The organism is Pseudomonas sp. S30, from assembly GCF_016518545.1.
GTDB lineage: Bacteria > Pseudomonadota > Gammaproteobacteria > Pseudomonadales > Pseudomonadaceae > Aquipseudomonas.
In genome coordinates, this window is sequence record NZ_JACVTO010000010.1 from 156,777 (window position 1) to 180,691 (window position 23,915).

At 67.0% G+C, this 23,915-nt stretch carries 20 protein-coding genes and 1 pseudogene; 11 read left to right on the forward strand and 10 right to left on the reverse strand.

Features of this window, described 5'->3' with window-relative positions; genetic code table 11:
* Positions 1-62: 62 nt before the first annotated feature.
* Both IAE34_RS24755 and IAE34_RS24760 read right to left on the reverse strand, forming a co-directional pair.
* Positions 63-797, reverse strand: coding sequence for a methyl-accepting chemotaxis protein (locus IAE34_RS24755; protein WP_442793235.1), 735 nt, complete (start codon positions 795-797; stop codon positions 63-65).
* Positions 798-935: 138 nt separating this feature from the next.
* Positions 936-1,697, reverse strand: a pseudogene (locus tag IAE34_RS24760) (cache domain-containing protein); the annotation flags it as partial.
* 472 nt (positions 1,698-2,169) lie between these two features.
* Here IAE34_RS24760 and IAE34_RS13500 point away from each other — a divergent pair.
* Positions 2,170-3,003, forward strand: a complete 834-nt coding sequence (locus IAE34_RS13500) for an undecaprenyl-diphosphate phosphatase (RefSeq protein WP_200139456.1) — start codon at positions 2,170-2,172, stop codon at positions 3,001-3,003.
* Positions 3,000-3,425 carry a DUF1294 domain-containing protein gene (locus tag IAE34_RS13505; RefSeq protein WP_200139457.1) on the forward strand — a complete coding sequence of 142 codons (426 nt, stop codon included), beginning with the start codon at positions 3,000-3,002 and terminating at the stop codon, positions 3,423-3,425. The genes IAE34_RS13500 and IAE34_RS13505 overlap by 4 nt, the downstream gene beginning before the upstream one ends.
* A gap of 21 nt (positions 3,426-3,446) precedes the next feature.
* Here the strand turns inward: IAE34_RS13505 and IAE34_RS13510 are convergent, their stop codons facing one another.
* On the reverse strand, positions 3,447-3,809 hold the full coding sequence (locus IAE34_RS13510; RefSeq protein ID WP_200139458.1) for an MmcQ/YjbR family DNA-binding protein: 363 nt from the start codon (positions 3,807-3,809) through the stop codon (positions 3,447-3,449).
* Entirely contained in the window at positions 3,802-4,704 is a 903-nt protein-coding gene (locus IAE34_RS13515) for a LysR substrate-binding domain-containing protein (RefSeq protein WP_200139459.1), read from the reverse strand. The genes IAE34_RS13510 and IAE34_RS13515 overlap by 8 nt, the downstream gene beginning before the upstream one ends.
* Before the next feature lie 368 nt (positions 4,705-5,072).
* Between IAE34_RS13515 and IAE34_RS13520 the strand changes: the two genes are divergently transcribed.
* The 9 genes from IAE34_RS13520 (at position 5,073) to yiaY (ending at position 14,338) form a co-directional block, all read left to right on the forward strand.
* Positions 5,073-5,831 (forward strand): metal ABC transporter ATP-binding protein, encoded by a 759-nt coding sequence (locus IAE34_RS13520; protein ID WP_200139460.1) that lies wholly within the window; start codon positions 5,073-5,075, stop codon positions 5,829-5,831.
* The gene (locus IAE34_RS13525; protein WP_200139461.1) at positions 5,828-6,706 is read left to right on the forward strand and encodes a metal ABC transporter permease; all 879 of its coding nucleotides are present in this window, start codon (positions 5,828-5,830) and stop codon (positions 6,704-6,706) included. The genes IAE34_RS13520 and IAE34_RS13525 overlap by 4 nt, the downstream gene beginning before the upstream one ends.
* 9 nt (positions 6,707-6,715) lie before the next feature.
* Complete coding sequence (locus IAE34_RS13530; RefSeq protein ID WP_200139462.1) at positions 6,716-7,609, forward strand: metal ABC transporter substrate-binding protein; 894 nt, start codon at positions 6,716-6,718, stop codon at positions 7,607-7,609.
* Positions 7,610-7,637: 28 nt separating this feature from the next.
* Positions 7,638-8,834: an N-acetylmuramoyl-L-alanine amidase gene (locus tag IAE34_RS13535; protein WP_325100994.1), complete on the forward strand. Its 1,197-nt coding sequence runs from the start codon at positions 7,638-7,640 to the stop codon at positions 8,832-8,834.
* A gap of 188 nt (positions 8,835-9,022) precedes the next feature.
* Complete coding sequence (locus IAE34_RS13540; protein ID WP_200139463.1) at positions 9,023-9,631, forward strand: FMN-dependent NADH-azoreductase; 609 nt, start codon at positions 9,023-9,025, stop codon at positions 9,629-9,631.
* A 130-nt stretch (positions 9,632-9,761) separates the two neighbouring features.
* Positions 9,762-10,796, forward strand: a complete 1,035-nt coding sequence (locus IAE34_RS13545) for an alpha/beta hydrolase family protein (protein ID WP_200139464.1) — start codon at positions 9,762-9,764, stop codon at positions 10,794-10,796.
* Between the two features lie 71 nt (positions 10,797-10,867).
* Positions 10,868-11,305, forward strand: coding sequence for a PACE efflux transporter (locus IAE34_RS13550; RefSeq protein ID WP_200139465.1), 438 nt, complete (start codon positions 10,868-10,870; stop codon positions 11,303-11,305).
* A gap of 188 nt (positions 11,306-11,493) precedes the next feature.
* Positions 11,494-13,056 carry a threonine ammonia-lyase, biosynthetic gene (gene ilvA, locus IAE34_RS13555; protein WP_200139466.1) on the forward strand — a complete coding sequence of 521 codons (1,563 nt, stop codon included), beginning with the start codon at positions 11,494-11,496 and terminating at the stop codon, positions 13,054-13,056.
* 133 nt (positions 13,057-13,189) lie between these two features.
* Complete coding sequence (yiaY, locus tag IAE34_RS13560; RefSeq protein ID WP_200139467.1) at positions 13,190-14,338, forward strand: L-threonine dehydrogenase; 1,149 nt, start codon at positions 13,190-13,192, stop codon at positions 14,336-14,338.
* Positions 14,339-14,390: 52 nt separating this feature from the next.
* On the opposite strand, the gene IAE34_RS13565 is transcribed toward yiaY, so the two are convergent.
* The 6 genes from IAE34_RS13565 to IAE34_RS13590 all read right to left on the reverse strand — a co-directional run bounded on the left by IAE34_RS13565 (position 14,391) and on the right by IAE34_RS13590 (position 23,909).
* Entirely contained in the window at positions 14,391-15,581 is a 1,191-nt protein-coding gene (locus IAE34_RS13565) for a hypothetical protein (protein ID WP_200139468.1), read from the reverse strand.
* 76 nt (positions 15,582-15,657) lie between these two features.
* Positions 15,658-17,277 carry an NADP-dependent glyceraldehyde-3-phosphate dehydrogenase gene (locus IAE34_RS13570; RefSeq protein WP_200139469.1) on the reverse strand — a complete coding sequence of 540 codons (1,620 nt, stop codon included), beginning with the start codon at positions 17,275-17,277 and terminating at the stop codon, positions 15,658-15,660.
* Between the two features lie 151 nt (positions 17,278-17,428).
* Entirely contained in the window at positions 17,429-21,238 is a 3,810-nt protein-coding gene (locus IAE34_RS13575; protein WP_200139470.1) for a leucine-rich repeat domain-containing protein, read from the reverse strand.
* A gap of 78 nt (positions 21,239-21,316) precedes the next feature.
* Positions 21,317-22,084, reverse strand: coding sequence for a ChbG/HpnK family deacetylase (locus IAE34_RS13580; protein ID WP_200139471.1), 768 nt, complete (start codon positions 22,082-22,084; stop codon positions 21,317-21,319).
* Entirely contained in the window at positions 22,056-23,216 is a 1,161-nt protein-coding gene (locus IAE34_RS13585; RefSeq protein ID WP_200139472.1) for a GNAT family N-acetyltransferase, read from the reverse strand. Before IAE34_RS13585 ends, IAE34_RS13580 begins: the two co-directional genes overlap by 29 nt.
* A 3-nt stretch (positions 23,217-23,219) precedes the next feature.
* On the reverse strand, positions 23,220-23,909 hold the full coding sequence (locus IAE34_RS13590) for an N-acetyltransferase (RefSeq protein ID WP_200139473.1): 690 nt from the start codon (positions 23,907-23,909) through the stop codon (positions 23,220-23,222).
* Positions 23,910-23,915: the final 6 nt, after the last annotated feature.

Consider the following 23,915-nt stretch of genomic DNA (forward strand, 5'->3'; position numbering starts at 1 on the left):
CAGCGTCTACTGACAGACTTGTCAGGTGGCGGTGGCTGCTGCCCTGGCCGCGCCCTGCGCCTTCACACGCGGAACTGACGCAACAGCTGCTCCAGTTCCTCGCTCAGCCGTGCCAGCGCCATGCCGGCGTCGCTGGACTGGCGCGCCGCTTCGGCGGTCTGCTGCGAGAGCCCCGCGGTATCGAGCACGTTGCGGTTGATTTCCTCCACCACATGGGTCTGCTGCAAGGTCGCGCTGGCGATCGAGGTGTTCAGCGTCGCCAGCGTGTGCAGGGCCTGCTCGATGGCGGTCAGTCGGCTGCCGGCTTCACGGGCCTGGGTGACGGTCTGGCGCGACGCCTCGCTGGAGGTGTCGATGGCCTTCACTGCCGCGTCCGATTGGCCTTGCAGGTGTTCGATCATGGTCTGGATCTCGGCGGTCGACTGGGCAGTGCGCTGGGCCAGCAGGCGCACTTCGTCGGCGACCACGGCAAAGCCCCGGCCCTGCTCGCCCGCCCGCGCGGCCTCGATGGCGGCATTCAGGGCCAGCAGGTTGGTCTGCTCGGCGATCGAGCGGATCACCTCCAGCACACCGCCGATCCGCGTGCTGTGCCCGGCCAGGTCGCGGATCACGCCCTGGGCCTGGTCGATGGTCGCCGACAGCCGATCGATCTGCTGCAAACTGCCCTGGATCGCCTGCTGGCCCTGGTCGACCTGGGCCTGGGCCGCTCGCATTTCGCCGGCCGCCTGCTCGGCATTCTTGGCCACGTCCTGCACCGCGTAGGTGACCTCGTTCACCGCCGTGGCCACCTGGTCCATCTGCAGGGACTGGCTGGCGCTGTGCTGCTGGGCGCTGCCGGCATTGTCGCCGACCTGACCGGCGGTCTGGCCCAAGGCATGAGCCGTGCCCTGGAGCTGGCCCACCACACCCTGCAACTTGCCGTTGAAACGGTTGAAATATTCACCCAGCTGGGTGATCTCGTCATGCCCGTGGGTGTCCAGGCGCCGGGTCAGGTCGCTCTCGCCACTGGCGATCTGGCCCATGGCGTGCACCGCCTCGCGCAAGGGCTGGGCGATGCTGCGGGCGATCATCCATACCAGCAGGCCCATCAGCAGGGCGATCGCCACCCCCAGCAGCGAGGCATCACGCACCCGGCGGGTGAACTCGGCCTGCACATCGTCCACGTACACCCCGGAACCGATGATCCAGCCCCAGGGCTTGAACAGCTCGATGTACGAGGTCTTGGCCACCGGCTCGCTGGCCCCGGGCTTGGGCCAGCGGTAGTTGACCGGCCCGGCGCCCTGGGCCTTGGCCAGGCTCACCATCTCGTTGAATACGGCGAAGCCGTCGGGATCGCGGATTGCCGAAAGGTCCTGGCCATCGAGCTTGGCATTGACCGGGTGCATGATCATCTTCGGCTGCAGGTCGTTGATCCAGAAGTAGTCGTCCTTGTCGTAGCGCAGCCCGCGGACCACCTGCAACGCCTGCTGCTGGGCCGTGTTGCGGTCCAGGGTGCCGGCGGTTTCTAGCCCCTGGTAATAGGCCAGCACCCCCACGGCGGTCTGCACCACATGCCGGGTCTTTTCCGCCTTGGCCTGGTACAGCTCGCCATGGATCTGGCGCAGCATCAGCAGCCCCAGCAGCACCAGCATGATCACCGCCACCCACAGGATCAGCCACAGACGCCGGCCGATCGACATCGCTCTCAATGCGTTCATCAACTGCTCACTCCTTTGCCTTGTTCTTCTTATACGAGGGACATCCAACCACGGTGGATGCCCAGCAACCCAGTCGACCAACGGCTAGTGTGGTGTTTCACAAGTAACGCTGATAAAGGCCGAGTGATTTTCATGCTCAGGCAAGGCGCCGCGACGAGTCGTAGCCCAGCTACGGCGAGGAGCGGCAACGCCGCATGAGCGTGAAAAGCGCCGGCATTTATAGCGTTTACTTGTGATACACCACACTAGAGACCGATTTCGACATCCTTGTTGCATCCCGCGCGCGCCTGCGCGCAGGTCTCTGATAGGATCTCGGCCGCGCAAGATGAAACCTTTAGCCTGCGCGAACTTTTTCGCTGGCGTCGAGACCAACGGACGCTGTAAAACAGCGACGCCGCGCGGGCGGCGCCGATCTGTAATGGAAAAAAACTAGGATGCCGACCATGAGCGGTGTCCATTTTTGGGGGCGTTGATGGATTTTTGGAGTGCCTTTCAGGCAATCATTCTGGGTATCGTCGAGGGGCTGACCGAGTTCCTGCCGATCTCCAGCACCGGTCACCAGATCATCGTGGCCGACCTGATCGATTTCGGTGGCGAGCGGGCCATGGCCTTCAACATCATCATTCAGCTGGGTGCGATCCTGGCGGTGGTGTGGGAGTTTCGCAGCAAGATCTTCCAGGTGGTGCACGGCCTGCCGACGCAGCCCAGGGCCCGGCGCTTCACCGCCAACCTGCTGATCGCCTTCATGCCGGCCGTGGTGCTGGGGGTGCTGTTCGCCGACCTGATTCACGAATACCTGTTCAACCCCATCACCGTGGCGGTCGCGCTGGTGGTCGGTGGCGTCATCATGCTCTGGGCCGAGAAGCGCGATCACCGTGTGAGCGTCGATCACGTCGACGACATGCACTGGAGCCACGCCCTGAAGGTCGGCCTGGTGCAGTGTCTGGCAATGATTCCAGGCACCTCGCGGTCGGGCTCGACCATCATCGGCGGCCTGCTGTTCGGCCTGTCGCGCAAGGCGGCCACCGAGTTCTCGTTCTTTCTGGCCATGCCCACCATGGTCGGTGCAGCGGTGTATTCGGGCTACAAGTACCGCGACCTGTTCCAGCCGGCCGACCTGCCGGTGTTCGCCATCGGTTTCGTGGTGTCGTTCATCTTCGCCATGATCGCGGTGCGCGCGCTGCTCAAGTTCATCGCCAATCACAGCTATGCCGTGTTCGCCTGGTACCGCATCGCCTTCGGCCTGTTGATCCTGGCCACCTGGCAGTTCGGCTGGGTCGACTGGGCGACGGCGCACGCCGGATGACGCGGGACAAGGCCGTGGGCAGTCCAGGCCAGGCCAGCGGCGGGGTGCGCTACCTGCGCCAGAAGTTGCTGGTGCTGCTGGGGCTGTGCCTGATTCCGGGCATGGGGGCGGCGTCCATGGCCTGGACCGGTCGTTCCTGGCTGCCGCTGGCGTTGTATCCGCTGGCCAGCCTGGGGTGCCTGCTGTTGTACTGGCAGGACAAGCGCCAGGCTCGCGCACAGGCCTGGCGCACGCCGGAAAAGGTGCTGCATGTCGCCGAGCTGGTCGGCGGCTGGCCCGGCGCGCTGCTGGCCCAGCAACTGTTTCGCCACAAGACCCGGAAGGTCGCCTACCAGGTGGTGTTCTGGCTCATCGTCGTGCTGCACCAGGCATTCTGGATCTACTCCCTGTGGTTCAGCGGCTCGGCTGGCGCCTGGCACTGAGCCCGCCCTGGCGTGTTCGCGTCAGTCGAGCAGCAGCCCCACCTGGAGCCGCTTGGGCAGGCGTCGCACCACCAGCTGGTGCGAGCGCCGCAGCAGTTCGCGCAGCTCATCCGCGGCCAGGGCGTAGGGCGGCTGCACGCTGATCCACCTGGCCCGAGCCAGGTAGGGTGCCGGCCGCACGCCGGGACGGTCGCAGTAGCCCAGAAACAGTAGGTCATCGACCTTGAACGAGAGCCCGGCGCCGGCCAGGTCCTGCACGGCGAACATCTTGCTGCCCGCCACCGAGAACACCCGGATACCGCCCCATTTGTAGTCCTCCTGCGCCCCCGGCAGGCTCAGGCAGAAGGCTGCCGCCTGTTCGGCGCTCATCGCACGCTCAGACATAACGCTCTCCACAGGCCTCGAACGAGGCCGCCAGATGATCGATCCATACCCGCACGGCGGGCAGGACGCCGCGTCGATGTGGGTAGACCGCCTGCAGATAGCCCCCAGGCAGCGACCATTGCGGTAATAGCGGCACCAGTTCGCTGCGCGCCAGTTCGTCCTCGCAGTACATGCTCGGCAGCGCGGTGAAACCCAGTCCGGCGCAGGCCGAGGCCTTGCGCACGATGAAGTCGTCGATCGCCAGGCGCGGCTCCAGGGCGATCTCCTGTACCTGGCCGCCGGGGCCGAGCAGACGAAAATGCACCAGCCGGTCCGCTTCGGCCGCTCCCAGCACCGGTAGACCCTGCAACTGCGACGGGTGCTCCAGGCCCTCGGCGAAACCGGGGGCGGCCACCAGGTGCATGCGTGCCTGACGCAAGCGGCGGGTGGCCAGGGCAGGGTCCTCGTCGCCCAGATCGCGTACGCGCAAGGCCACGTCGATGCCTTCGGCGATCAGGTCGACGCGGCGATTGACCAGCACCATGTCCAGTTGCACCTGCGGGTACTGGGTGAGGAAGCGGTTGATCACCGGCGGCAGGAAAGCGTGGGCCAGCGCCACCGGCGAGGACACCCGCAAGCGCCCGCGCGGCTCGCTGCTCATGCTGGCCACGGCCTCGTCGGCCATCTCGGCTTCGAGCAGCATCGCCTGGCAATGATGCAGGTAGCGCTCGCCGACGGCGGTCAGCTTCAGTTGCCGGGTGGTGCGCTGCAACAGGCGTGTGCCCAGGCGCGCCTCGAGCTCGGCGATGCGCCGCGACAGGCGCGATTTGGGAATGCCCAGCTGCCGGCCGGCAGCGGCGAATCCGCCGGCTTCGACCACGCGGGCGAAATAGAACAGGTCGTTGAGGTCTTGCATCTGCGCGGGTCGATCTTTCCTGGCTGGATACTGGATACGACTGACGCAATGGGCTGTTAGCGGGGCGTCAGCGGCTCGCTTACACCTGCACTGTACAAAAGCTTGTGTAGGAATCCCACGTTCGTCGCGCCGGACCGGGTCGCCTCAGGCGCTGTGTTGCTGCCTGTGCGTCGACAGGCGAGGGGCAGATGAAAAATCGGTCATGTTCACGCTTTCAATTTTACATTACGTTATATTGTATCAATTACGACTTTCGAAGTGATGTTGTCCATGTCTGAAAACTCGTTCAATTCGCTCCTGGCCACGTCGGCGTGGCTGCGCCTGGTGGGCGTGGCGCTGCTGCTCGTTCCGCTGTGGGTGGCGATCGGATGGGCGGTATCCCTGCCATGAAGGGTGCGGCGATTTCCCTGCACGATCTGTCGGTCCACTATGGCGACTCACCCGCGCTGGTCGGGGTGACGGGCAGGTTCGAGCCTGGCAGCCTGACCGCGATCGCCGGGCCCAACGGCGCAGGCAAGTCGACGCTGCTCAAGGCGTTGATGGGCGAGGTCGGCGCTTCGGGTCGGGTCGAGCTGGGCAGTGTGCGCAGGGCCGACATCGGCTACCTGCCCCAGGCCTCGGCGATCGACCGCAGCTTTCCCATCAGCGTCGCCGACGTGGTGTGCCTGGGCGCCTGGAAACGCATGGGCGTGCTGGGCGGGCTGTCCGCGGCGATGATCGAGGCCGTGCACCATGCCCTGCACGAGGTCGGCCTGGCCGGGATGCAGGGCCGTCCGATCGGGGCCTTGTCCGTGGGCCAGTTCCAGCGGGTACTGTTCGCCCGGCTGCTGGTCCAGAATGCCCAGGTCATCGTGCTCGACGAACCGTTCACGGCGCTCGACTCGCGCACGGTGGACGATCTGACCCAGGTCATCGAGACGTGGCACCGTGCAGGTCGTACGGTCATCGCGGTGCTGCACGACCTGGAGCAGATCCACGCGCTGTTTCCCCAGACCCTGTTGCTCGCCCACCGGGTGGTGGCCTGGGGGCCGACCCGGCAGGTGCTGACCGCGCAGAACCTGAACGAAGCCCGTGCGCTGGCACAGGACTGGAGCGCCTGCACCGTCGGCGAGTGCCAGGCGTCATGAGCCTCTGGGCAGTGCTCGTCGCGCCGTTCGTGGACTTCGGCTTCATGCGCCGCGCGCTGGTCGCCACGCTGGCGGTCGGGGCGAGCGCCGGCCCGGTCGGGGTGTTGCTGATGCTCAGGCGCATGAGCCTGGTGGGCGATGCCATGAGCCACGCGGTGCTGCCGGGGGCCGCGATCGGTTTCGTCATCGCGGGGGGCTTGTCGTTGCCGGCCATGGGGCTGGGTGGCCTGGTCGCCGGCTTGAGCGTGGCGCTGCTGTCGGGCGTGGTCAGTCGCGTCACTTCGCTCAAGGAGGACGCCAGCTTCGCCAGTTTCTATCTCACGTCCCTGGCGTTGGGGGTGATGATCGTGTCGCTGCGCGGCTCGAACATCGACTTGCTGCACGTGCTGTTCGGCACCATTCTGGCGATCGATCACGCGGCGCTGTGGCTGGTGGGAGGGATCACTACGGTCACCCTGCTGGCGCTCGCGCTCATCTACCGGCCGCTGATCGTGGAGTGCATCGACCCGGGGTTCCTGCGCGCCGTGGGCGGGCGAGGGACGCTGTATCACCTGGTGTTCCTGCTGTTGGTGGTGCTGAACCTGGTGGCCGGCTTCCAGACCCTGGGCACGCTCATGGCCGTGGGCATGATGATGCTGCCGGCGGCCGTGGCTCAATTGCTGTCCCGGCGACTGCCGGTGATGCTGCTGATCGCAGCCGCCAGCGCCGCCCTCTCCGGTTATGTGGGCTTGCTGGTGTCCTACCACCTGAGCGTCGCCTCCGGCCCCACCATCATCCTGGTCAACAGTTCGCTCTACGTGCTCGCCCTGCTGTTCGGACCGCAGGGCGTGGCGTGGCGAGGGGTGCGCCCGGTTCTGCCCGTTCGACGACAATAAGGAGACAGTATGCGACATGCTCGGTTCTTGCCCGTCCTGATCGGTGCCCTCGGTTGGCTGTGTTTCGCCTTGCCTGCGTCCGCGCGGCCCTTGCAGGTGGTCGCCAGCTTCACCGTGCTGGCCGACGTGGTGAAGAACGTCGGCGGCGAGCAGGTGAACGTCACCAGTCTCGTGCCGGCCAATGGCGATCCCCATGATTTCGAACCTTCGCCCAAGGATGCGCAGGCGTTGAAGAACGCGGACGTGACCTTCGTCAGCGGCCTGGGCCTGGAAAGCTGGTTCGAGAAGCTGGTGCGTGCAGCGGGCGCCGGCACGGCTGCGGTGGTGGTGTCCGACGGCCTCGACACCCACACCCTGAGCGAAGCGGGCAAGACCGTCACCGATCCTCATGTGTGGAACAGCGCGTCGAACGTCAAGCACTGGGTGATGCGCATCGAAACGGCCTTGAGCGCGGCGGATCCGGCCCAGGCGCCGACCTTCCACGCCAACGCTCAGCGTTACCTGGCGCAGCTCGACGCCCTCAACCAACGTATTCACCGCCAATTCGCCCAGGTGCCGCCGGCACGACGCAAGGTGCTCACCAGCCACGATGCGTTCGGCTACTACGCCGCGGAGTATGGCGTGACCTTCCTGTCGCCACTGGGCCTGTCCACCGAGACCGAAGCCAGCGCCGCACAGGTAGCCTCGCTCATCGAACAGATTCGCCAGGAGCACATCAAGGTGTATTTCATCGAGAACTCCAACGATGCGCGGCTCGTGCAGCAGATCGCCCGGGCCACCGGCGCGGTGGCCGGCGGGGCGCTGTACCCCGAATCGCTTTCCGATGAAAACGGACCGGTGCCGACCTACCTGAAAATGATGGACTACAACACCCGGTTGCTGGCCCAGGCCTTCGATCACTGATCAGCGGTCCCGCGTTGGAGGGAACAACGTGCAAAGACGCAGTGTGCTGAAATTCATCGTGGCCGGTCTGGCGTTGCCGGCTTCGATGACGGTCCATGCCGCCCAGGCCGTGCGGCGGGTGAGCGTGGACAGGGCGGGGGGCGTCACCACCTTGGTGTTCGACTTCACAGGCCCGGTGCTGGCCAACAGCTTCAGCCTGGAGCGCCCGCCCAGGGTGGTGCTGGACCTGCCTCGAGCCGTGCTGCAGACCTCGTTGAGCGGGGTGGTGCTGGACGGCACGCCGGTCACCGGGATACGCAGCGGCATCACCCCCACGGGTGATCTGAGGATCGTCATGGACCTGGACAGGCCGGGCGTTCGCGCCGTGCTGCGCCCGACCCCACCGGGCGGCACCCGGCTCGAAGTGCAACTGGCCGACGCTTTGCCGGCGGTCGCGGCTGCCGGCGTGGTGCGTGTGCCGCCAGCGCGTGCCAGCGGCGGGGCGGGGCGAGACCTGCTGGTGGTGATCGACGCCGGGCATGGCGGCAAGGATCCCGGCGCGGTGGGTGCCAAGGGCGAGCAGGAGAAAATCGTCGCGTTGCAGATCGCCACCTTGCTGGCCCGGCGAGTGAACGCGCAGAAGGGCTACAAAGCCAAGCTGGTACGCACCTCCGATGTGTTCATTCCGTTGCGCAAGCGCGCACAAGTGGCGCAACGCCTGAACGCCGACCTGTTCGTGTCGGTGCACGCCGATGCTGCGCCCAGGCTGACCGCTTCCGGCGCCTCGGTCTTCGCCTTGTCCCAGGCCGGCGCCAGCTCGTCGATGGCACGCTGGCTGGCCGACCGGGAGAATGGCGCCGATGCGCTGGGGGGCGGCCTGCCCGTCGGGCTCGAGCAGAGCGACGCGATGGTCGCCGGTGTGCTGCTGGACATGTCGATGAATGCGACCATTTCCACCAGCCTGGACCTCGGCCATTCGGTACTGGCGCAACTGGGTGACGTGGCCAGCCTGCACCAGGCGAAGGTGGAGCAGGCGGGTTTTGCGGTGCTCAAGTCCGCAGCGGTACCGTCGATCCTGGTGGAAACCGGGTTCATCTCCAATGTTGGGGATTGTCGGCGCCTGCACGACACGCGCCATCAGCGCCGGATCGCCGAGGCGATCTTCGCCGGGGTGGATGACTACTTCCGTCGTCTGCCCCCGCCAGGCAGCCTGATCGCCGCGCGGGCGGCAGCCGACACCGCGTGAAGCCCTCGGCAGCGGCAGACACCGAGCAAAACGATGGGAGGTGCAGGATCGACGGCGTCCGGGGGTGTGGATTGTCTCACCAGTAGGACGAACCAGCGCGCTTTCATCGCCTATTCACCTGTTGACGCGTTGTGTAGCATCCTCTGCATTGATCGCTCACGCGCGGTCGTCATTCACAGGAGAATTGCATGAAACTGCTGCACATCGACTCGAGCATCCTGGGCGACAACTCTGCCTCCCGTCAGTTGAGCCGCGAAGTGGTCGAAGCCTGGAAGGCCGCTGACCCGAGCGTGGAAGTGACCTACCGCGACCTCGCCGCCGATGCCTTCAGCCATTTCTCCGCCGCCACCTTGCTCGCCGCTGGCACCGCCGAGCAGGCGCGTGATGCCGCCCAGGCCCATGAAGCACGCCTGAGCGCCGAAACCCTGGCCGAGTTCCTGGCAGCCGACGCCGTGGTGATCGGCGCGCCGATGTACAACTTCAGCGTTCCGACTCAGCTCAAGGCCTGGATCGACCGTGTCTGCGTCGCCGGCAAGACCTTCCGTTACACCGAAGCCGGTCCCGAAGGCCTGTGCGGCGGCAAGAAAGTGGTGCTGGTGTCCACTGCTGGCGGCGTGCACCAGGGTCAGCCGACCGGCGTGGGTCATGAAGAATTCCTCAAGGTGTTCCTTGGCTTCATCGGCATCACCGACCTGCAGATCGTGCGTGCCGAGGGCCTGGCCTATGGCCCCGAGCAACGCAGTTCGGCCATCGCCGCCGCTCAGGCGCAGATCGCTCAGGCGCAGTTCGCGGCCTGATCCAGGCCGATGTGACTCGCCGGCTGTCGTTTCCCACGACAGCCGGCTTTTTCATGCAGTTTTCATCTGCCCGCGCCCAGCGGCTTCTATGCTTGGGTGACTCGTCCATGCGAAGGGAGCGTTGCGGGTCATGAAAACGCGAGCCCTGCTGACCCTCATTCTGCTCGGCGGCCTGTTGACCCGCGCCGAGGCTGCCCCGTGGCAGGCCGGTTTGCACCGCCTGGCGCTCACCGATCCGGTCGATGCCCAGCCCATGCAGGCGCTGGTGTTCTATCCCAGCAGCGCGGCAGCCCGATCGACCCGTCTCGATGGCTACACCCTGCGCGTCGCCGACGAGGCGCCGGTGGCCATGGGGCAGTTCCCCTTGCTGGTAATGTCCCATGGCAATACCGGCACGCCCGTGGCGCTGCACGACCTGGCCACCTCGCTGGCGCGCCAGGGGTTCGTCGTGGTGGCGGTCACCCATCCGGGCGACAACCTGCGTGACCATAGCCGCCTGGGCACCCTCAGCAACCTCTACGGGCGTCCCCTGCAGGTCAGCGCGGCGATCAGCGCGGCGCGGGCCGACAGGCTGCTGAGCCCCTATCTCAATCCGGGCAAGGTCGGCGTGATCGGCTATTCGGCCGGTGGGGAGACCGCCTTGATCCTCTCCGGTGCTCGACCGGATCTGGACCGGTTGCGTAATTATTGCGTGGAACGGCCCATGGACGCCGATGCCTGCAAGACCCACGGCGTGCTGATCGCCGACCGCAGCGAACTGGCGCCCCAGGCTGATGAGCGGGTGGGTGCGGTGATGCTCATGGCGCCGCTGGGCCTGCTGTTCGGTCGCCATGCCTTGGCCGGGGTGCAGGTCCCCGCACTGATCTACAGCGGTGATCAGGACCAGTTGCTGGCGGTGGAGCGCAATGCCAGCGCGCTGGCGCGCAAGCTGCCGGTCACTCCCGATTATCGCCTGCTCGCCGGCGCTGGTCATTTCGTCTTCATGGCGCCGTGCGATGAGGAGCAGCGCCAACGGCTGGGGCCGCTGTGCAAGGACGGCGAGGGCGTCGACCGCCGCGAAGTGCACCGCAGCCTGCACAACGAAACCGCCGCCTTTTTCAGCCAGGCCCTGGGCGCGCCGGAGCCTGCCGAACGCTCGGCGGCGGTGCAGGACACCGAGCAGTAGGGCGCCCAGCCCCTTGAACGCAGGCCTGAAGCGGGGTACCGTCCTTGCCCAGGTTCGCCAAGGAGCGCCCCGTGCAAGGCAAGGCTCGCAAGGTCGTTCAGGCCATTCTCTACGAAATCTTCGCGGTCGCCTGCGTGGCGCCTGCGCTGGCCCTGATGTTCGATGCCGGCATGGCCCACTCGACGCTGCTGTCGGTACTGATGTCCGGCATCGCGCTTAGCTGGAACATGGGCTACAACTGGGCGTTCGAACGTTGGGAATCGCGCCAGGCGCGACGCGAGCGGACCTGGCTGCGGCGCTTGCTGCATGCCCTGGGTTTCGAAGGCGGGCTGGTGCTGTTGCTGTTGCCGCTGGTCGCCTACTGGCTGGAAATCAGCCTGTGGAGCGCGTTGCTCACCAACCTGGCGTTGTTCGTGTTCTTCTTCGTCTACGCCTTCGTGTTCCAGTGGGCTTTCGACAAAGTGTTCGATGTGCCGCTTTCGGCCCAGCAACCCGCAGCGCGCTGTTGACTTCGTGGCAGCGACCGAGCTAAGTTTCCAACCCATGAATACCTCCCTGCCAGCGCGCACCTTCGGCCTGATCATTATTACCGCCATCATCGGATTGGCGGGCTAGCGCGCACTGGCACCAAACCCGCCCTGGAGGCGGGTTTTTTCTTCTCGACTCCGGGTACACCCCATGACCCACGGAGTCTTCGATGAGCCAACTGAACGTCTTTCCCCGTCGTGCACTCACGCCCCAGCAGTTGCTCGGCGAGCAGGTGCGGCGCATCCTCGCGGCCCCGGTATACGACCTGGCCATCGAAACCCCGCTGCAACTGGCCCCAGCCTTGTCCGCCCGGCTGGGCAACCAGGTGCTGCTCAAGCGCGAGGACCTGCAGCCGACGTTCTCCTTCAAGATCCGTGGCGCCTACACGCGGCTGTCGCGCCTGTCCCAGGCCCAGCGCGAGCGAGGCGTGATCACCGCCTCGGCCGGCAATCATGCCCAGGGCGTCGCCCTGGCCGCCGCGCACCTGGGCATGCTGGCGACCATCGTCATGCCCACCACCACGCCGGAACTGAAGATCGCCGGGGTCCGTGCGCGGGGTGGCGAGGTGGTGCTGCACGGCGACAGCTTCCCGCACGCCCTGGCCCATGCGCTGCACCTGGCCGAGCAGCACTGTCAGACCTTCGTGCCGCCGTTCGACGATCCGGACGTGATCGCGGGCCAGGGCACCGTGGCCATGGAAATCCTGCGCCAGCAGCCCGGAGCGCTGGACGCGATCTTCGTGCCGGTCGGCGGCGGCGGCCTGATCGCCGGCATCGCCGCCTACGTGAAGTACCTGCGACCGCAGGTCAAGGTGATCGGTGTCGAACCCCACGATGCCAACTGCCTGCAAGCGGCCCTGGCGGCCGGCGAGCGCGTGGTGCTGCCGCAGGTCGGCAGTTTCGCCGATGGCGTCGCGGTGGCTCAGGTGGGCGCCCACTGCTTCGAGCTGTGCCGGCATTTCGTCGACGAGGTGATCAGCGTGAGCAGCGACGAACTGTGCGCCGCGATCAAGGACATCTACGACGACACCCGTTCGATCACCGAGCCTGCCGGCGCCCTGGCCGTGGCGGGGATCAAGCAGTACGTGAGGCGCGAAGGCGTGCAGGGGCAGACCCTGGTGGCGATCGATTCCGGCGCCAACATCAATTTCGACCGGCTGCGCCATGTGGCCGAGCGCGCCGAGCTGGGCGAGCAGCGCGAGGCGGTGATCGCCGTCACCGTGCCTGAGCGTCCCGGGAGTTTTCGCGCGTTCTGTCAGGCGCTGGGTCGGCGCCAGGTCACCGAATTCAACTACCGCTATCAGCCCGACAAGCCGGCGCGACTGTTCGTCGGCGTGCAGACCCATCCGCAGCACGCGTCGCGCTCGGCGCTGCTCGACAGCCTGGTCGGGCAGGGCTACGAGGTCGTCGACCTCACCGACAACGAGCTGGCCAAGCTGCACGTGCGCCACACGGTGGGCGGTCACGCCGCGCCCCTGGCCGACGAGCGCGTGCTGCGCTTCGAGTTTCCCGAGCGCCCCGGCGCCTTGCTGGGCTTTCTCGAACGCCTGGGCCGGCGCTGGAACATCAGCCTGTTCCATTACCGCAACCATGGCGCCGCTCAGGCCCGCGTGTTGGTAGGGCTGCAAGTGCCGCAGGACGAACACGACGGCCTGCCCGAGGCGCTCCAGGCGATGGGCTACGACTACTGGGATGAAACGGACAACCCGGCCTACCGCCTGTTCCTCGGTTGAACCAGGCCGTTCATCGCCGCTGGGTCCCGTATCGACCCGGCAGTCACAGCGCGTTGCTCTGGATCAACATCCGCCCTGGCAAAGGGCGTGATGCTCGCCAGCAGACAGACAACAACCTGAGAGGATCTCGCCCGTGAGCAGCACTTTTTTCATTCCTGCGGTGAACATCATGGGCCTGGATTGCCTGGACGAGGCCATGACCGCCATCGCCGGCTACGGCCTGCGCAAGGCATTGATCGTCACCGACGCGGGGCTGGCCAAGGCCGGCGTGGCCTCGCGCATCGCCGGCCTGCTGGCCGAGCGTGACATCGACTCGGCGATCTTCGACGGCGCCAAGCCCAACCCCAGCATCGCCAACGTCGAGGCGGGCCTGGCCCTGTTGCAGCGCGAGCGCTGTGATTGCGTGGTGTCACTGGGCGGCGGCTCGCCCCACGACTGCGCCAAGGGCATCGCGCTGTGCGCCACCAACGGCGGGCACATCCGCGATTACGAGGGCGTCGACCGTTCGGCCAAGCCGCAACTGCCGTTGATCGCCATCAACACCACCGCCGGCACCGCCAGCGAGATGACCCGCTTCTGCATCATCACCGACGAAGCGCGCCACGTGAAAATGGCCATCGTCGACCGCAATGTGACGCCGCTGTTGTCGGTCAACGACCCGGCGCTGATGGTCGGCATGCCCAAGGGCCTGACCGCCGCCACCGGCATGGACGCACTGACCCACGCCATCGAAGCCTACGTGTCCACCGCCGCCACGCCGATCACCGATGCCTGCGCGCTGAAGGCCGTGACCCTGATCAGCGACAATCTGCGTCAGGCGGTGAACGACGGCCAGGACCTGCAAGCCCGGGAAAACATGGCCTATGCTCAGTTCCTCGCCGGCATGGCCTTCAACAACGCCTCGCTGGGTTACGTACACGCCATGGCCCACCAGCTCGGTGGCTACTATGACCTGCCCCACGGCGTCTGCAATGCCGTGCTGCTGCCTCACGTGCAGCGTTTCAATGCCCAGGTGAGTGCTGCGCGCCTGCGTGACGTGGCCAAGGCGATGGGCATCAAGGTCTGCGGCCTGAGCGAAGAGCAGGGCGCCGCGGCGGCCGTTTCGGCCATCGAAGCGCTGGCCGCAGATGTGGGTATTCCGGCCGGCCTGCAGGCCCTGGGGGCCAAGCGTGAAGACGTACCGGTGCTGGCGAGCAATGCGCTGAAGGATGCCTGCGGGCTGACCAATCCGCGCAGTGCCAGCCAGGCTGAGATCGAGGCGATCTTCGTGGCGGCGTTCTAGCGCTTCGACGACGTGCCTCGACGGTACAGGGGCCGCTTCGCCGCCCCTGTGCTCATCGCTCGCGCATGAAGAACCCGGCCACGAACTTGCGGAAGGTCTCCGGGCTCTTGAAGTCGGCATAGCGCTTGAAATGCTCGACCTCGGGTTCCGGCCCCACGGGCTCCTCCAGCAGCGATACCGACAGCACGCGGTCCTGATCTGAGGTCAGCACCAGTTCGTCCATGACCTCTGCGCCGATCACCGGCCGGCGCATCTGCACCTTCACCCCTTTGCCCGCCATCCAGTCGATCAGCGACACCAGGGCTTTCAGCGGCTCGCGTTCCTCGTCGCGGTACACCGGGAACAGGTGAGCGCGTGACAGCACCGGCACGCTGGCGATGTGGATCAGTTCGTAGAAATGGCTGCCTGAGGTGGCGGGCGAGTAGAGCGCCAGGGCCAGCAAGGGTCCGCTGGTACGGCTGCCGCCCCACAGCAGATGATGGCCCTGGAAGTCGAACCCCTCTTCGTTGCGTGCAGTGACCACCTTGCGTCCCTCGATGCGCTCGACGCAGTCGAGCAGCAGGCCGTGGCGGCGATGCTCGCCGAATGCACTGGACTCGCGCAGGCGCGTCTTGAGCATCATCATGTGCTTCATGTCCAGCCGGGTTTGCAGGTAGTTGCTCGCCGGCACGCGCTCGAGCAAGGGGTAGCGCGCGGCGACCGCCCTGAGTTCGGCGAACTGGGCGCTGAGGTCTTTCTTCAGGTGCGTGGCGTAGAAGTTCAGGCCGCTGGCCTCGATCCAGCTCAGCAGCAGCGACAGCAGGCGCGATTGCGTGCGGCGCTGGGTGCTTTCGCCACTGCCACCCGCAGCGGCGGCCTCGCTGGGGCGGAAATCGCCCAGCAGGCGCAACGGTGTATCGGGGGCGAGCCAGGCGGCCGGCGCGGCCTGCGAGTCGGTGTTGGCAGGGCTGGCGCGCTCGTCCTTGCTGAACGCACAGCCCGCTGCGTGTTCGGCGGTGTCGGGGTTGTTGCGCAGGAACAGCGTGCCAGTGTTGCCGTTGAGGCTGACGTTGAGAATGGGCATGGCTTCGCGGCGGCAATCGCAGCCCAGCCAGTGGTTGGCGCTGCGCACCTTCATCAGCCACTGGTTGGCCTGCAGCACACGAGGCCCGGCGAGCGTGCCGGCCACGAAGGCCGCCAGCATTTCCTCTTCGGCGCCCGTCAGGGTGCGCACCGTGGCCCCGTTCTTTTCGATGATTCGCATTGCACCGCTCCATGCCTTGAGTGGCAAGCATGGAGCGGCGCGCGAGCGGCTGCAAGCGCGGCGCTGCGCGCTGGGTTCAGAAAATGTAGTCGGTGGTCAGGAAGCTGCTCTGGCGGTTGCGGATGATCTCGCTGATCAAGGTCTTGTTGGCCTCCTGGAACTTCGCGGCCACCAGCGTGCGGATCGAGAACACCCGCAGGGCATCGTGCACCGACAGCGTGCCCTCGGCGCTGTTCTTGCGGCCGTTGAACGGGTAGGTGTCCGGCCCGCGCTGGCACTGGGCGTTGAGGTTGATGCGCCCGACCTGGTTGGCGAAGGTGTCGACCAGTTGGCCGATGGTCTGCGGGTCGTTGCCGAACAGGCTCAGTTGCTGGCCGTAGTCGGAGTCCAGCACATAGTCGATCACCGTCTGCAGGTCACGGTAAGGCACCACCGGGACGACCGGGCCGAACTGTTCCTCGTGATACACGCGCATCGCGGGCGAGACCGGATACAGCAGCGCCGGGTAGAAGAACGAGCCACGGTGCTGGCCGCCGCCCGGGTTGATCACTTCTGCCCCGTGGGCCTGGGCATCGCTGACCAGCCCCTGGAGGTAGTCGACCTTGCCCGGCTCGGGCAGCGGTGTCAGCGCCACGCCGGGCGTCCACGGCATGCCGGGTCGCAACGCGGCGAGCTTGTGCTGGAATTTCTCCAGGAATGGCTGGACCACATCCTCGTGCACGAACAGGATCTTCAGCGCCGTGCACCGCTGGCCATTGAACGACAGGGCGCCGGTGAGCGCCTCGTCGACGGCATTGTCCAGGTCCACCTGGGGCAGGACGATGCCGGGGTTCTTCGCATCCAGCCCCAGTGCTGCCCGCAGGCGGTGCGGACGGGGGTGGAGTTTCTTCAGGTCGCTGGCGGCCTTGTGGGTGCCGATGAAGGCGAACAGGTCGACCTTGCCACTGGCCATCAACGCACTGACCGTTTCGCGGCCGCGGCCGTAGATGACGTTGATCACCCCAGGCGGGAAACTGTCGCGGAAGGCTTCGAGCAGCGGGCGAATCAGCAGCACGCCGAACTTGGCTGGCTTGAACACCACCGTGTTGCCCATGATCAGTGCCGGAATCAGCGTGGTGAAGGTTTCGTTCAGTGGGTAGTTGTAGGGCCCCATGCACAGGGCGACGCCCAGTGGCGCGCGGCGGATCTGGCCGAGGGTGCCCTGTTCCAGTTCGAAGCGGCTGGAGCGCCGGTCCAGTGCCTTGAGGGCCTCGATGGTGTCGACGATGTAGTCGCAGGTGCGGTCGAACTCCTTCTCCGAGTCCTTGAGGTTCTTGCCGATCTCCCACATCAGCAGTTTCACCACGGCCTGGCGTTGCTCGCGCATGCGCGCCAGGAAGGCCTCGACATGCTGGATGCGCTCGGCCACCCGCATGTTCGGCCACGCGCCACGGCCCTTGTCGTACGCCTGCACGGCGGCGTCCAGGGCCAGCAGTGCGGTCTCGGCATCGAGCAAGGGCGCGCTGCCGAGCACCACCTGGCGCTCTTGGCCCCCTTCCTTGAGCCACACCGGGCTGCGCACGGTGGCCAGCGGCCCGTCCCAGCGCCGGAGTTCGCCGCCGACGAGATAGTCGCGCTGCTCCAGTGGCTCGCCCAGACGCCAGGTTTCGGGAATGTCTTGTGCAGCAGGAAAAAGCGAATCGAGCAGGGAAGTCATGGGCTACGGCACCTTCGATGAGCTGATCGGATGAAACGCTTCAGCCGAGCATGCGCCGGCCGAGGCAAAGTTTCCAGTGTGGCCCATGATCCTGTACCGCGCCCGAACCGACCCGCCGCCCTGGCCGGTCGGACGGTCAGCGGCGCAGGGATCAGCTCTGGTCCATTGGGCGGTCGAGCAGCGCGGTGGCTGGCTGGGCGAGCATTCGGCGCCGGTAGTAGACATCCTGGTCGGCCCGTTGCAGGCGTCTCCACACTTCGTCGCGGCTGTAGGGCAGAGCATCGAGGAAGTCGTCGCTTTCCAGCAGGTTGCGCAGGTCGCGGCGGAATGCCACCGGCAAGCGTGCCCACACATCCAGCTGACCGTCATCGGCCTCGGCCAGCAGTTCTTCATAGTCGCTGTCGGGCACCAGCAGGTCGATGCCCGTGGCGTGATGGTAGGCCTCCACCTGCTGGGCCGCGAGGGCGCCGAGGCTGTCGCTCTCCAGGCGCATGACGGCGGCGACCCCCTCGGGTAGCCATTGGAATGCCGGCAGGCTGACCAGCGGGTTGCGCGAGAAGTCCAGCAGCAATGGGTCGGTGAGACGCTCGAGCCCCACCGGCAGGGTCGGCAAGAGGCAGTTGTCCATGTAGAGGGTGCGGATCTGTTCGTGGCGACTCAGATCGGGCGCCTGGGTCAGCGGGCAGTCGGAGAAGTCCAGCACGCGCAGGTTGCGGTAGCGATCCAGATCGCTTTGCAGCGTGGCGTTCCAGGTCAGCGGATTACGGTCCAGGTCCAGCCAGATAACCCGATCGGGGCGGGCGACCTGCGGGATACGGGTGAAGCTGCAGTTGCGCAGTCGCAGGCGTTCGAGCCCGGTGAACACCTGCGTGAAGCCGCTTGGCAAGGTACTCACGGCGGGACTGTCGGTGAGGTTCAGTTCGCTGATGTGGGCGAAGTCGTCAGGCAATTGCAGGGTCGACAGGGCCAGATCGTCCAGCCCCAGGTTGGAAAGGTCCAGCGCGTAGCGGGAGGTGCCGTCTGCCAGCTGGATCATCGAACGGCCCCGTTGCGCGTCGATCAGACGTGGCACGGCCCGTTGGCGCGGCACCGAGCTGCCGGCCCAGGCGCTCAGTTGCGCGCGCAGTTCGCGTAGCCTGGCTTCCAGGCGTGCCACTTCGATCTCCGGCACCTGCAGGTTCGTTCGCCACTGACGTACCAGCCGCTCGGCATCGTCGTTGGAGGCCAGCGGGTAGAGGCGGCGCAGGCGCGATAGCAGGGAATGAGTGGCGAATGCGTCGGGCTGCAAGGGGCTCGGGTCGAGACCGCCGAGCAGACGCCCCGGTGCCTTGTGGCCCAGGCTGCGGTCTGCCAGCAGGCGTCGCCTGAAGCGGCCTCGCGATTCATCCACCAGCGCCAGCACCCTGGAGCGCAACGACTGCACCTGGGCGTGCGCCAGTGCCGCGCGCGCGTCGGCCGGCAGCGCCTGGAGCACTGCCGGCAGCGGATCATGGCTGGCGGGCAACGCTACCGGGCGCTCTCCCAGGTCGGCCTCGTAGCCTGCCGTGGTCTTGATCACCCGCGCGCAGCGTGGCGCCAGCGGCAAGCCGCAACGGCGCAGCAACGGTCCCTGCGGGCTGGCGGCGCGCAACTCCAGGCGCAGGTCCATCGGCCAGCCAGGCACCTGCGCCAGGCTGGCGAACACCAGGCGTTCGGTGGCCTCGCCAGCCAGCAGGGGTACCTGCAACCCCTCCAACCCGCGTACCAGGGGCAGGTCGTATCTGAGGCTGTCCAGGCGCGCCTGCGGCGCTGGCCATGCAGCAGCCTCGTTGGCGAATCCAGAGGCCAGCACTCGGCGGGCCAGGCGCGGGCCCAGCTCGGGATAGGCACTGAGCAATCGCTGCGCATCGGCGTGCAGATCGCAGCGGGCGTAGCGCTCGGTAAAGGCTTGCAGCAGGTCCTGGTCATTCGCTTCGGGCAGCTCGGCGACCACTTCACGCAGCAGTGAGAGGCGTTCCAGCGTGTCGCCCAGCAGGGGCGGCGTGGACAGATGTTGCAGGTGCAGGCGGCGCAGCGCCGCGTCGTCCAGGCCGGTGATCGCCAGGGCCGCGTCGACATCGGCACTATGCGCCTGAGCGAACTGCGGATGCAGGCGCCGCACGCCTTGCAGGCTGTCCCAGGTCTGCGGCTGCTCCTGCTCGACTCGCCAGGCCCCGGTGCCGTTGTGTTCCAGCAACGGCGCATAGGCCTGAGGATCCTGCGGGTGGACGATGCGCCAGCGCTGCAGGTCAGGGTCCAGGCGTTGCTCGAACAGCTGGCCGTCGAGACGAATGAAGTGCCGGCCCTGATCGACGAACTGACCCTGGACGTTGGCGTCCAGTGCCTCGGGCAACGCCACGGGGCTGCGGTACTCCGCCAGTGCCGGCAGCCACAGGCGCTGGCTGCCATCGGCCAGATCGACCGGCACCAGCGCTTGCATCAGCGGTGTGCCGCTCAGTTTGCCGGCGACGGCGCCGACCGCGCCCAGCCCGGCGATCAGCGCCAGGTTCAGCCCGGTGGTCTTCAGATGTTCGAGCGCCTGGTGGCGGTCGCCTACGCGCCAGGCCTGGTAGCCGGCATAGACTTCGCCGAGCAGCTGACAGGCTGTCACGCCCAGCATCAGGCCGCCCACCGCCGGGACGAAGAAGCTGGCCGCCATCAGCGCATCCATGCCCAGCGCCTCCCACAGCGCCAGACGTCGACGCCGAGCCTGTTCGTCGGCCTCGGCGCTGGGCACCGCCAGCAGCCGTGCTTCGGCCTTGAGGCGGGTCAGGTGGGCGTCGAACAGGCTATCGAACAGCGCGCCCTCGATAGCCAGCAGCCGCAGGTGGGGATCGGCATCGTCGGGCAGTTGCCAAGGTGCGTCGACGCCTCGGCGCTGCTCGCTGTCGAGGTTCTGCCGGGCGCGGTCGAGCAGGGTGCTGCGCTGTTGCGTGTCGACGCAGGCAGCGAGCGCTCGACGCAAGTCGGGGGCGGCGAGGTCCTGGCACAGTCGCGCCTGCAGGGCGGGCAGGTCGACCAGGCCGCGCAGGCTGTGTTCATGGGTGGGCACGTAGAGCAGCAGGCCAGCCTGCCCCGCGTCGATCACCAGGGCCTCGTGCAGCGGCACGCCGAACAGTTCCAGTCGTCGGCACGTCACCGTCTGGTTGCCTGCGATCACTTCGAGGACGGCGTCGCGAGCCTTGCCGCCAATGCGATGGCACAGCAAGGCCAGGTCGGCGGCCGCGCGCAGGCTGTGCTGGTACAGGGCGATGGCGGCTGGCCGCACCGCTGGCGCGGCGAACTGTTGGTCCAGGTGCAGTTGGTACAGACCGCCCAGATCGAGCTGGTGGCACGACGCGGCGAACTGGGCCGGGCTCAGGGGCAGGGGGTCGATGTCGAACCGTTCGGAGTCCAGTTCCATCGGCACCTCGGTGTCGCTGTCGCCCAGGGTCGTCGTGCCGGTCACCGTGATCGCCTGCCGGGTGGCGTTGCCGCGTAGGGCCAGGGCGCTGTCGGCACTGAATTCGACGTTGGCGGGGAAGTTGTGCAAGGCCGCCTCGAGCAGCGACCGGCGTTCATGATGGGTGACATAGACCTGGTGGGTGAACAGGTGGTGCAGCCAGATCAGCTCGGTGGTGCGTACCGGGATGTGCAGGCCGTGATCGCGGCGCAGGCGTTCCTCCAGCCGGCGTTCGGCGAACGCGCCGAGTTGCTCCAGACCGCCGAGCGCGACCGCTAGCCGGTGGCGTGCCTGGTCAAGCTCGGCCTGGCTGTGCAGCAGCGTTTCGCGCAACGCCGGCGCGGCGTTGGCGAACCAGTCGGCCTCTTCCCCGGGCAGGCCCTGGGCGGGGCGCAGGCTGCCTGCCAGCGCCTGCCAGTGGGCGTCATGCAGCGTGGTGGCCCAGGCGGGCAGATGGGCATCGAGGAAATGCTGGTGCGGATGGATGTCGCTCAAGGGCATGGGACGATCTCCTGTGGGTGAAGACCACAGAACACCTCATGGCGGGGCGGCACCGGTGGTAGATAGAGGGCACCTGCCTCAGCGTTCGGCCAGCGCGCCGTAGCCGATCCGCGGCACCCCGCACAGGCGCTCGTCGAGCAGCTGGCGCAACGAGACGCCCGGTGCCAGGTAGGCGTCGCCGAAGTCGTCATGCCCCAGTGCGCTGGGATGGGCCACCAGTTCCAGGACACCGTCGGCCGGCGCCAGGCCGTGCTGAAGGTCCAGCGGCGTGCAGACGTGGTCCACGCAGGTGCCGCACAAGCGCTTGAGGTGCTGGTTGAGCAGGGTCTTGAACACGCGCTTGAGCGGGCCGATGTTGGCGCCGACATTGCGCGCCAGGCGTATCGGCACGCCCTGGCGACGTGCGAAACCGGCGACGATGGCACCCACGGGCCAGATGTTGTGCACATGCTGGTGCGAGTCCAGATGGCTGGGCTGCACGCCGTGGTCCACGCAACGCGCCCATTGGGCCTCGAGTTCCTCGGTGATGGCCTGGCGCTCAGCGGTGCTCAGGCGCAGGGTGCGCTGGCGCAGCCCCAGGTCGAACTCGCCCTGGGCGTTGCACAGGCGTGCCTGCGCCGCGATGGCCTGGCTCAGGGGGCGACCATAGGTGAGGTTGAAGTGCAGGCCGATCCGCCCGGCCAGCGACGCCTGGTGCGCCAGTGCGCAGGCCGCTTCGAAGGCGGGCATGTTGGCCATCAGGGTGGCTGAGCTGATCAGCCCGGCATGGAACGCCTGGACGATCACGGCATTGACCTTGTGGTCGAGGCCGAAGTCGTCAGCGTTGACGATGACCATCGATGGCATCGGTGTGCTCCTGTGACGCATTGATGGGGATGGTTGGTGTCTGTGAGCTGTCAGGTTGTGCGCGGGATTTCCACCAGCGCCAGGCCCGCAGCGCCAGGCCCAGTGCCAGGCCGTCCAGGCGCCAGCTGTAGCTGCTCAGGCGCCATTGTTCGAGCTGGCCGGTCTGGCGTTCGTGGAGTTGATGGCTGGAATGCGCACGGCTCACCCGCGAGGCGTCGATCCAGCTCCAGCCCTGTTCGAGTCCCCAGTGAATCCATTCCTCGAGCAGCACCCGGCCGCTGCCCAGCTCGCGCTGCTCGGGCAGGAACGCCAGGTTGTAGTCGTAGAGTCGCCCACGCTCGAGCAAGCCCAGCCGGTAGCTGATGCAGCGACCGTCCAGTTCCAGGAGCACGATTGTGACCATCCCTTCGCCGGCCAATGCACTGAAGGCCTGGTACATCCATTGACGCCGCTGCTCGCCGGAGAAGATGCCGACCTCGTCGTCGCCCTTCCAACTGGCCGCTTCGACCGTGCTGATGGCTTCGAGCAGCTCGACGACCGTGGTGGGCGTCGCCGTCACCCGACGCACCTGCGCACCGCAGGCGGCGATGCGCTTGCGGGCTCGGCGCAACTTGTAACGTGGATCACCGCTGACCTCCTGACGGTCGGCCTCGCTGATGCGATGAACGGGGACCCGGCAGCTCAGTCGACGTTCGAAGGTGGAACTGACCGCGGCCCATTGCCTGACCCAGTCGCTGTTCTGCTCCGATACCTCGCTCAATTGCAGGAGGGCGTGGGGCATCCGTCGACGGATGGCCCTCAGTACAGCCGGCGCGTGGCTGGCCGGCAGATCCAGCAGCAAGGCGATACGGTCGCTCAGCGGATGGCCCAGGTGATGCACCACGGGCAGGCGCAGCGGGCCGAAACGCTGGCGCTCGCGCATCAGCGGCAGGCACAGGCACAAGCGCCCATCGAGGTGCCCGAGCAGCACCTGCACGTGCTGGCCCGGCAGCAAGGCGGCCTCGGCGGCGCGCAGCCAGCCAAGGTGGTTGAAAGGCGTGGCGCCGGGCACATGCGCGCGCAGCGCCTCGTAGTCGGCCACAGGAAATGCCGGGGTGCGCAGCGAGTCGCACCAGCTCAATTGCAGCGTCATCGATCAGGCCGCCGTGGCCGTGGAGGAGGCCACTTCGCGCTTGCGCAGCGGCGCCAGGCGCGAGTCGCGGTAATGGCTTTCGCGGAAGCACTTCCAATGCCCGAACAGTCGATACACATGCAGGATGCGCCCCTGCTCCTGGTAGCCCATGCGCAGGTGCAGCTTGAGCGCAGGGATGTTGCGCTGCTCGCAGACATCCACCACCTTGCTGCACCCTTGCGCCGCCATGGCCTCCCACAAGGCCAGTTGCAGGTCGACCGAGAGCCGGGTGCCCCAGTACTTGCGGATCAGTTCGCCGCCGAACTCGAAGAATTCGCCCGGGCCGACCGGGAACCAGCAGCCGTAGTAGTGACGATCATGGTAGTGGCGCACGCTGCCCCAGATGAACGCCACGGCATCGCCGTGCTCGTCGAGGAACATCAGCCCGGTATGACCTTCGGCGGCCAGCTCGCGCATGGTCTGCACCCGGTCACCGAAGTGCCGGGCAAAGGCCCGCACATTGTGCGCACTGATGCTTTCCATGCGCAGTGGCGCATAAGGCCGCAGGCGATGGGGCGGGACCGGCGAGTGCAGATCGCGCTCCATCCACAGCAGTTCCCGGTGATCGAAGACGTAGCGTCGCCAGGCGCTGGCCAGGGTGCTGCGCAGGCCCTTGCGCCGGATGCGCTCGCGGATCGTGTTCAGTGTTCCCATGATTTC